The organism is Citrobacter sp. Cpo032, assembly GCF_030332975.1.
In the GTDB taxonomy this organism is placed as follows: Bacteria; Pseudomonadota; Gammaproteobacteria; order Enterobacterales; family Enterobacteriaceae; genus Citrobacter; species Citrobacter portucalensis.
In genome coordinates, this window is the sequence record NZ_JAOWGU010000042.1 from 84,860 (window position 1) to 94,789 (window position 9,930).

The 9,930-nt window shown below is 53.1% G+C and carries 9 protein-coding genes and 1 tRNA gene; 8 read left to right on the forward strand and 2 right to left on the reverse strand.

From position 1 onward, the window contains the following. Nucleotides 1-111: 111 nt before the first annotated feature. Nucleotides 112-606, reverse strand: a complete 495-nt coding sequence (gene lrp, locus OGY33_RS10940; RefSeq protein ID WP_002439523.1) for a leucine-responsive transcriptional regulator Lrp — start codon at nt 604-606, stop codon at nt 112-114. Nucleotides 607-1,153: 547 nt separating this feature from the next. Here lrp and trxB point away from each other — a divergent pair. The 5 genes from trxB to infA all read left to right on the forward strand — a co-directional run bounded on the left by trxB (nt 1,154) and on the right by infA (nt 6,978). Beyond that, nucleotides 1,154-2,122 (forward strand): thioredoxin-disulfide reductase, encoded by a 969-nt coding sequence (trxB, locus tag OGY33_RS10945; protein ID WP_003831889.1) that lies wholly within the window; start codon nt 1,154-1,156, stop codon nt 2,120-2,122. Between the two features lie 114 nt (nt 2,123-2,236). Further along, on the forward strand, nt 2,237-4,003 hold the full coding sequence (gene cydD / locus OGY33_RS10950) for a heme ABC transporter permease/ATP-binding protein CydD (RefSeq protein WP_191238695.1): 1,767 nt from the start codon (nt 2,237-2,239) through the stop codon (nt 4,001-4,003). After that, nucleotides 4,004-5,725, forward strand: a complete 1,722-nt coding sequence (cydC, locus tag OGY33_RS10955; protein WP_149607858.1) for a heme ABC transporter ATP-binding protein/permease CydC — start codon at nt 4,004-4,006, stop codon at nt 5,723-5,725. Nucleotides 5,726-5,769: 44 nt separating this feature from the next. Then, nucleotides 5,770-6,474 carry a leucyl/phenylalanyl-tRNA--protein transferase gene (gene aat / locus OGY33_RS10960; RefSeq protein ID WP_032948928.1) on the forward strand — a complete coding sequence of 235 codons (705 nt, stop codon included), beginning with the start codon at nt 5,770-5,772 and terminating at the stop codon, nt 6,472-6,474. Between the two features lie 285 nt (nt 6,475-6,759). Next, nucleotides 6,760-6,978 (forward strand): translation initiation factor IF-1, encoded by a 219-nt coding sequence (gene infA / locus OGY33_RS10970; protein ID WP_002211347.1) that lies wholly within the window; start codon nt 6,760-6,762, stop codon nt 6,976-6,978. A 79-nt stretch (nt 6,979-7,057) separates the two neighbouring features. On the opposite strand, the gene OGY33_RS10975 is transcribed toward infA, so the two are convergent. Further along, nucleotides 7,058-7,969 carry a LysR family transcriptional regulator gene (locus tag OGY33_RS10975; RefSeq protein WP_003831675.1) on the reverse strand — a complete coding sequence of 304 codons (912 nt, stop codon included), beginning with the start codon at nt 7,967-7,969 and terminating at the stop codon, nt 7,058-7,060. A 108-nt stretch (nt 7,970-8,077) separates the two neighbouring features. On the opposite strand from OGY33_RS10975, the gene OGY33_RS10980 reads away from it, so the two are divergent. The 3 genes from OGY33_RS10980 (at nt 8,078) to OGY33_RS10990 (ending at nt 9,869) form a co-directional block, all read left to right on the forward strand. Then, on the forward strand, nt 8,078-8,938 hold the full coding sequence (locus OGY33_RS10980) for a pirin family protein (protein WP_003831674.1): 861 nt from the start codon (nt 8,078-8,080) through the stop codon (nt 8,936-8,938). Nucleotides 8,939-8,954: 16 nt separating this feature from the next. Continuing rightward, nucleotides 8,955-9,632 (forward strand): isochorismatase family protein, encoded by a 678-nt coding sequence (locus tag OGY33_RS10985; RefSeq protein ID WP_003831673.1) that lies wholly within the window; start codon nt 8,955-8,957, stop codon nt 9,630-9,632. A gap of 149 nt (nt 9,633-9,781) precedes the next feature. Next, nucleotides 9,782-9,869 (forward strand) — tRNA-Ser (locus OGY33_RS10990). Nucleotides 9,870-9,930: the final 61 nt, after the last annotated feature.

A 9,930-nucleotide genomic window follows, 5' to 3' on the forward strand; every position in this document is an offset into this window, starting at 1 on the left:
TTTTCCTGCCCGATGCTAAAACGGACAACAGCACCGGGTTGCCCCGGCACTGTTGCTGTATGGATTAACAGGAGTGTAATCAAACTGCGTCGATTTTGCACCTGTTCCGTGTTAGCGCGTCTTAATTACCAGACGATTGCTCTGTTTGACTTCTTCCATTACTACATAAGTACGTGTGTCATTCACGCCAGGCAGACGCAGCAGGGTTTCCCCCAACAGCTTACGGTATGCCGACATATCCGGTACGCGTGTTTTCAGCAAATAGTCGAAATCACCGGAAACCAAATGACACTCTTGAATTTCTTCAAGTTTTTGTACTGCAGAGTTAAATTGCTCAAACACATCCGGGGCGCCACGATTCAGAGTAATCTCAACAAAAACCAGAAGTGATGCATCCAGATAATGCGGGTTTAACAGCGCTGTATAGCCCTGAATAAAACCCTGTCTTTCCAACCGACGCACACGCTCAAGGCAGGGCGTTGGTGAAAGTCCCACACGTTTAGAAAGCTCGACGTTAGAAATACGCCCATCCTTTTGCAGCTCATTAAGAATGTTACGATCGATACGGTCGAGATCTTTGCCAGGGCGCTTCTTACTATCTACCATTATTATTGTCTCTCTGTATTCCTTCCCTACTCCTGCCTGACTCTACCAACATCACTGTTCAGAGTCGCTACCCATCAAAATAAACCGCAACCCAGAGGGATTTTCGGTTCGCAATGCCTGGGTTTATGGTGAGAAGACCGTTGCCTGTCGGCGGCTATCGACATCACGAATGGCATCTGTCCACACCATGCGTAGATTTCGCTAACACGGTAAACATGGTATCTACATGCATGATTATGCAGCACATACATGACACAGTTTTTTTCTTCCTTGAATGTTTTCGCAAAACAGCAGGGGATTGTCAAAGCAAAACATCGATTTTTAGTACAACATGCCAGTTATTCATTCGCAGTGATGGAAAATCGTCATTTTATCACCTTATAACTGACCGATTTTAAGTAGAAATCGTTATAGTATTACGACTAATTCTGCCGTTCATCGGTTCCCGCTATTACACATATTGTTAACAAAATCGCCATACTCTTTTTTTACGCCTGTAAATTCCCTACAATCCTGCTCATTGCCTGCTAACAACTATGGGGATCTCATGGGCGCAACCAAACACAGTAAACTTCTTATTCTGGGCTCTGGCCCTGCGGGGTATACCGCTGCGGTCTACGCCGCACGCGCGAACCTGCAACCGGTACTGATTACCGGTATGGAAAAAGGTGGTCAGTTGACCACAACAACAGAAGTGGAAAACTGGCCTGGCGATCCGCACGATCTCACAGGCCCATTGCTGATGGAACGCATGCACGAACATGCGACCAAATTTGAAACTGAAATTATTTTTGATCATATCAGCAAAGTTGATCTGCAAAACCGCCCTTTCCGTCTGACCGGCGACAGCGGTGAATACACCTGTGACGCACTGATCATCGCCACCGGTGCGTCAGCACGCTACCTGGGTCTGCCTTCAGAAGAAGCCTTCAAAGGCCGTGGCGTTTCCGCCTGCGCGACCTGCGACGGTTTCTTCTACCGTAACCAAAAAGTTGCGGTGATCGGCGGCGGCAACACTGCTGTTGAAGAAGCGCTGTACCTGGCGAATATCGCATCTGAAGTGCATTTGATTCACCGTCGCGACAGCTTCCGCGCCGAAAAAATCCTGATCAAGCGTTTGATGGATAAAGTCGAAAACGGCAACATCGTGCTGCATACCCACCGCACACTGGAAGAAGTGACCGGCGATCAAATGGGCGTAACCGGACTGCGCCTGCGCGATACGCAAAACACTGACAACGTCGAGTCACTTGACGTTGCAGGGTTGTTTGTCGCTATCGGTCACAGCCCGAATACCGCCATTTTTGACGGTCAGCTTGAACTGGAAAATGGCTACATCAAAGTTCAGTCCGGTATTCATGGTAACGCCACCCAAACCAGCATCCCGGGTGTATTCGCCGCCGGTGACGTGATGGACCATATTTATCGCCAGGCGATCACTTCAGCAGGCACCGGTTGTATGGCTGCGCTTGACGCAGAGCGTTATCTCGACGGTCTGGCAGACGCTTGCAAATAAGTTTTACAAATCAGTAACAAAAGTAAAAAAGGCGACTATAAGTCGCCTTTATTTTTGCCTCGTTGTAACATTGTCCTGCCCAAAAATTCCAATAACTCACCTGCTAAGCGTGCAATGAATAAAACCCGTCAAAAAGAGCTGACCCGCTGGTTAAAACAGCAAAGTGTAATTTCCCAACGATGGCTGAACATTTCACGCCTGTTGGGGTTCGTGAGCGGCCTGTTAATTGTCGCTCAGGCCTGGCTCATGGCCCGAATTCTCGACCATATGATCATGGACAATATCCCCAGAGAGGCGCTTCTGCTCCCTTTCATTGTGCTGGTATTGATTTTCATCCTGCGGGCATGGGTCGTCTGGTTACGCGAACGCGTCGGGTTTCATGCTGGCCAACATATCCGCTTTGAGATTCGCCGCCAGGTGCTTGACCGTCTGCAACAAGCAGGTCCCGCCTGGATACAAGGCAAACCAGCCGGGAGCTGGGCTACGCTAATCCTGGAACAGATTGATGACATGCATGATTACTATGCACGTTATCTGCCGCAAATGGCGCTGGCCGTATGCGTCCCCTTATTGATCGTGGCGGCGGTATTCCCGTCAAACTGGGTAGCCGCCCTTATTCTGCTTGGAACTGCCCCGCTGATCCCGTTGTTTATGGCGATGGTTGGTATGGGTGCAGCCGATGCTAACCGCCGCAACTTTCAGGCTCTTGCCCGTCTCAGCGGCCATTTTCTCGATCGCCTGCGGGGCATGGAAACGCTAAGAATCTTTGGCCGCGGTGAAGCTGAAACAGAAAGCATCCGCGCAGCGTCACAGGATTTCCGCCAGCGCACCATGGAAGTCCTGCGCCTGGCGTTTCTGTCATCCGGTGTCCTTGAGTTCTTTACCTCCCTGTCCATCGCACTGGTCGCGGTTTACTTCGGTTTTTCCTACCTCGGTGAACTCGATTTTGGCCACTACGGGACGGGCGTCACATTGGCGGCTGGCTTCCTGGCGCTCATTCTGGCGCCGGAATTTTTCCAGCCCCTGCGCGATCTGGGTACGTTCTATCACGCCAAAGCACAAGCCGTTGGTGCTGCAGACAGTCTGAAAACCTTCATGGAAACCCCGCTTGCACATCCTGAGCGTGGCGATATTGAGCTGACAACAAAAGACGCAGTTACAATTGAAGCAGAAGATCTGGTCATCACCTCGCCGGAAGGTAAAGTGCTTGCAGGTCCGCTCAACTTTACCCTGCCAGCGGGCCAACGCTCGGTGCTGGTTGGCCGCAGCGGCTCCGGCAAAAGTTCGTTGCTCAATGTCCTGTCCGGTTTTCTCTCTTATCAGGGTTCGCTGCGGATTAACGGCTTTGAGCTGCGCGACCTGTCGCCTGATTGCTGGCGCAAACAGCTGTCCTGGGTTGGACAAAACCCGCAGCTCCCTGCCGCCACGTTACACGATAACGTGCTGCTCGCTCGCCCCGATGCCAGCGAAGAACAGCTGCAAGCCGCACTCGACAGCGCCTGGGTCAGTGAGTTTTTACCACTTCTGCCACAGGGTGTGGATACACCAGTAGGCGATCAGGCTGCTCGACTTTCTGTCGGACAAGCGCAACGCGTTGCCGTGGCTCGCGCCTTACTCAATCCATGTCAGTTGTTGTTGCTTGACGAGCCCGCCGCCAGCCTTGATGCACACAGCGAACAACGCGTGATGCAGGCGTTGAAAGCAGCGTCACGCCGCCAGACCACGCTGATGGTGACACACCAACTTGAAGATCTTGCCGACTGGGACGTTATCTGGGTGATGCAGGACGGACAGATCGTTGAACAAGGCACTTATGCCGAACTTAGCGCAGCCAACGGGGCGTTTGCGACATTACTGGCTCATCGTCAGGAGGACATTTAAATGCGCGCTTTGCTACCTTATCTGACGCTGTATAAACGTCACAAATGGATGTTAACCCTGGGGATCGTTCTGGCGATCGTCACACTGCTGGCAAGTATTGGTTTGCTGACGCTTTCCGGCTGGTTCCTGTCGGCTTCTGCTGTGGTGGGTGTCACCGGGATTTACAGTTTTAACTATATGCTCCCTGCTGCCGGGGTGCGCGGTGCGGCAATCACCCGAACCGCGGGCCGCTATTTCGAGCGATTGGTCAGCCACGACGCGACGTTCCGCGTGCTGCAACATTTGCGTATTTATACCTTCAGCAAACTGCTGCCGCTCTCCCCTGCTGGCCTGTCCCGTTATGGACAAGGTGAATTGCTTAACCGCGTGGTGGCGGATGTCGACACGCTCGATCATCTCTATTTGCGCGTGCTCTCCCCGCTTGTGGGCGCTTTTGTCGTCATCATGGTGGTCACGCTGGGGCTAAGCGTTCTCGATTTCACGCTGGCTATCACTCTCGGCGGTATTATGCTGCTGACCTTATTTATCCTGCCCCCACTCTTTTATCAGGCAGGTAAAAGCACCGGGCAAAGTTTGACGCATTTACGTGGGCAGTATCGTCAGCAGTTAACATCCTGGCTGCAGGGCCAGGCTGAACTGACCATCTTTGGCGCCAGTGAACGTTACCGCGCCCAAATGGAAGCCACCGAGTTGCAGTGGCATGAAGCCCAACGACGTCAGTCTGAATTAACGGCGCTATCACAGGCGGTCATGCTGTTAGTCGGCGCACTGGCAGTGGTTGTGATGTTATGGATGGCCTCCGGCGGCGTGGGTGGCAATACCCAGCCTGGCGCGCTGATCGCGCTGTTTGTCTTCTGTGCGCTGGCCGCGTTTGAAGCTTTGGCCCCCGTCACCGGGGCATTTCAGCATCTCGGACAGGTTATTGCCTCTGCGCTGCGCATCACCGAACTGACCGAACAGCAGCCAGAAGTCACCTTCCCGGATGCCGGTTCTCCAGTTTCTGAGCAGGTCACTCTCACGCTACGCGATGTTTCATTCAGCTATCCGGGGCAAACACAAAAAGCGCTCGACACCCTTTCGCTGCAGGCTCAGCCCGGTGAACACATTGCGATTCTCGGTCGCACTGGCTGCGGTAAGTCAACGTTACTACAATTGCTGACCCGCGCATGGGATCCGCAGCATGGCGAAATTCTGATTAATGAGCAGCCGATTTCAGCCCTCAGTGAAGCCGCGCTGCGCCAGAGCATCAGCGTCGTGCCACAGCGCGTGCACCTGTTCAGCGCGACGCTTCGCGATAACCTGCTGCTGGCAGCACCGCACACCAGTGATGACACATTATCCGCAATGCTGTGCCGCGTCGGTCTGGACAAACTGCTAGAGGGTGATGGACTCAATGCCTGGTTAGGCGAAGGCGGTCGTCAGCTTTCTGGCGGCGAACTCCGTCGTCTGGCTATCGCTCGCGCCTTATTGCACGATGCCCCACTGATGCTGCTGGATGAACCGACCGAAGGGCTTGATGCCACAACAGAAAGCCAAATGCTTGAATTAATTGGCGATGTCATGCGCGATAAAACCGTACTGATGGTGACACATCGTCTGCGTGGCTTGTCACGTTTTGATCAAATAATAGTGATGGACAACGGACACATTATTGAGCAAGGTAATCACGCAGATTTGTTAGCCCGGCAGGGGCGTTATTACCAGTTTAAGCAACGTCTGTAAGCTATTATTGAACGATCAAACTCGCGTAGTGGAGTTTCGCTGTCATGCGCCTGGTGCAATTGTCCCGCCATTCTATAGCCTTCCCTTCACCGGAAGGCGCTTTACGCGAGCCTAACGGTTTGTTGGCGCTTGGCGGCGATCTCAGTCCAGCTCGACTGTTAATGGCCTACCAGCGCGGAATTTTCCCGTGGTTTTCACCTGGCGACCCCATCCTTTGGTGGTCGCCCGATCCACGCGCCATTCTTTGGCCCGAGAAATTTCATCTCAGCCGCAGCATGAAACGTTTTCATAAAAACTCGCCTTATCGCGTGACGCTCAATTACGCGTTCGGTCAGGTGATTGAAGGCTGCGCGAACGACCGGGAAGAAGGCACCTGGATAACGCATGATGTAGTGGACGCCTACCATCGCCTGCACGAGCTGGGCCATGCGCACTCCATTGAAGTATGGCGACAAAATGAATTAGTGGGCGGTATGTATGGCGTGGCGCAAGGTACGCTATTTTGTGGCGAATCAATGTTCAGCCGTCAGGAAAATGCGTCCAAAACCGCACTGCTTGTTTTTTGCGCTGAATTTATCCGTCAGGGCGGAAAATTAATCGACTGCCAGGTATTAAATAGCCACACAGCTTCGCTGGGCGCCGTCGAAACCCCACGTCGGGAGTACCTTGAACACCTGAGCAGACTGCGCCAGCAGCGGCTACCGAGCCATTTCTGGGTTCCCAGGACGTTATTTTCGCCTCAGGGGTGAATGTTTTCGGCACATTTTTTGTCGGGGTGTTATAATTGTCGCGCAGAGTTGGTTTAGCCCATTACCCCGCCGCCGTTAAGGAACAGTTCGCGTCAGGCAACGCCTATCGTTTATCTCCTCGTTCCCTTACACGTTGCGCTTTAAGTGCGGCTTTGCCGTGTGTGGTTAGAGTAATGCGCCAAACCCGATTTGCTGTGTTTTAAACGCACAAATCTTTACTTATTAAAAGAACTTCGGCATTATCTTGCCGGTTCAAATTACGGTAGTGATACCCCAGAGGATTAGATGGCCAAAGAAGACAATATTGAAATGCAGGGTACCGTTCTCGATACGTTACCTAATACCATGTTCCGCGTAGAGTTAGAAAACGGTCACGTGGTTACTGCACACATCTCCGGTAAAATGCGTAAAAACTATATCCGCATCCTGACGGGCGACAAAGTGACTGTTGAGCTGACCCCGTACGACCTGAGCAAAGGCCGCATTGTCTTCCGTAGTCGCTGATTGTTTTTAACGCCCGAATGGCGTCCAGATAATAAAAGGTCGGTTTAACCGGCCTTTTTTGTGGGCCAAGGTCAGGTATTTAATCCTCAATCATCCGCGCATATTCTTCCGTTAAGAAATCCACTAATGTGCGTACTGACGGCAATAATCCCCTGCGTGATGGAAAGACTGCGTGAATTATTTCTCGCTTCGGTTCCCAGCCGTCGAGCAATGCCACCAGTTCACCCGCGGCTACTTGATCTTTTACCATCAGCTGTGGAAGTTGAACTACCCCAACACCGGCAACTGCGGCTTCACGTAACGCCAGCATATCGGTGGTGATCATACGCGGCGTGAAATGCACCTCCGCACGTGCGCCCTGCGGCCCGAATAACTCCCAACGATGCACATGTTTACCCGTCGCCAGACTCAGGCCCGGCCAACGCGTCAGCTCCGCCGGAGAATGTAGCGTTCCCATTTGCTCTATTAACTGCGGGCTGGCATACAAACGATGTCCCCTGTCCGCCAGCACACGCATCACCAGGTCGCTATCCTCAAATGGTCGGGGCCTGACGCGAATCGCCACGTCCAGGCCCTCTCCAACAACGTCCACGCGGCGGTTAGTGGCCTCCAGTTGCACTGATACGTCAGGATAACGCGCCATAAAACGGGCAAGCATTGGCCCGATATGCACATGCAGCAGCGTGACCGGACACGTCAACTTCACCACGCCACGCGGTTCAACCTGTAACGCGGCAATCGCATCCTGCGCTGCCTGCGCTTCCACCAGCATCGCCTTACAGTGCTCGTAAAAGGTTTGCCCAACTTCCGTCACGTTAAACTGGCGGGTGGTTCGCTGAATCAGTCGAACTCCCAGCGTCTCTTCCAGTTGCGCTATCCGTCGGCTTAGTTTTGATTTCGGTTCATCAAGCGCCCGACCCGCCGCCGCGAATCCCCCTTCCTCTACAACATGCACAAACCATGCAAAATCATTGAGATCCGGCTTTGTCATCTAATTGTCCTATTTATGAGACAGTGAGGACTATTTTAGCTACTACTCAGCTCGCTGTCATGAATATAAGCTTATTCACATCAAGATAACGCCACAGAGGAGACACATATGAAACAAGTAACAGGCGTCTACACCGCACCTCGCCCACACTGGGTTGGCGATGGATTTCCGGTTCGCTCGATGTTTTCTTACCAGTCTCATGCTGAGCAACTAAGTCCGTTCCTGCTGCTGGATTACGCCGGTCCACATACGTTTACGCCGGGTAACGAAAAACGCGGCGTAGGCGAACACCCTCACCGTGGTTTTGAGACGGTGACCATCGTTTACAGCGGCGAAGTTGAACACCGTGATTCAACCGGTCGCGGCGGCATTATCGGCCCCGGCGACGTGCAGTGGATGACCGCAGGAGCAGGAATATTACACGAAGAGTTCCATTCACCTGAATTTACCCGTCAGGGTGGCGAACTGGAAATGGTACAGCTGTGGGTCAATCTGCCAGCAAAAGACAAAATGGCCGTTCCGGGTTACCAGGGCATCAGCAGCGATGTGATCCCCACTGTCGCCCTGCCTGATGAAGCAGGGAGCGTTCGTGTGATTGCGGGCAGCTATCAGGATACAAAAGGCCCGGCACATACCTTCTCGCCGCTGAACGTCTGGGATATGCGTTTGCAACGTAATCATCAGCTCACGTTGTCCCAGCCGGAAGGATGGAGCACTGCCCTGGTGGTATTGAAAGGAAATATCACCGTAAACGGCACTACGTCTGCCAGCGAAGCGCAACTGGTGGTGCTGAGCCAGCAGGGGAAAACGCTGCATATTGAAGCCTCCAGCGACGCCAGCGTGCTGCTGCTTTCTGGAGAACCGTTGAACGAGCCGATTGTAGGTTACGGTCCGTTTGTAATGAACACGAAACAAGAAATCGCTGAAGCCGTACGCGATTTTAACTCCGGCCGCTTTGGCCAAATCTGAATCGAAGGAGAAGAATATGTCCAGTCCTGCAAACTTTAATGGTTCACGTCCGGTCATCGATGTGAATGATTCCGTCATGCTGCTTATCGATCATCAGAGCGGGCTGTTCCAGACCGTCGGCGACATGCCAATGCCAGAACTGCGTGCGCGTGCCGCCGCGCTGGCTAAAATGGCGACTCTGGCGAAGATGCCGGTGATTACCACGGCATCCGTACCGCAGGGACCTAACGGCCCGCTGATCCCTGAGATCCACGCCAATGCGCCGCATGCCCAATACGTGGCGCGTAAGGGCGAAATCAACGCCTGGGATAACGAAGATTTCGTGAAAGCGGTCAAAGCAACGGGTCGTAAAACGCTGATTATCGCCGGTACGATTACCAGCGTGTGCATGGCTTTCCCGGCTATCAGCGCGGTTGCGGAAGGCTATAAGGTCTTCGCAGTGATCGACGCTTCCGGTACTTACAGCAAAATGGCGCAGGAAATCACCCTGGCTCGTGTTGTTCAGGCTGGCGTCGTGCCGATGGATACCGCCGCCGTCGCTTCTGAAATTCAGGGTACATGGAACCGTGAAGACGCCGCCGAATGGGCGGAAGTGTATACCAAAGTCTTCCCGGCTTATCAGTTGCTGATCGAAAGCTACAGCAAAGCTCAGGAAGTCGTGACCAGCGGCGAAAAACTGGACTCTCAGCGCTAATCCTTTCCTCCGCACCTGCCTGGGCGGAGGAATATGTATATTGCGTAACCAAACGAGAGTTAACACGTAAATTCTGCTTGACCGTTTTAGCGCAACTCCCTATAGTAGCGCCCCGTTGCCCCCCAAGCGGTCAGGCAGCAATACAATATGGTGAGGTGTCCGAGTGGCTGAAGGAGCACGCCTGGAAAGTGTGTATACGGCAACGTATCCGGGGTTCGAATCCCCGCCTCACCGCCATATTTTAAGAAGAGCTCGTACGAAAGTACGGGCTTTTTTTTCGCATGTTGCATACCAGCGG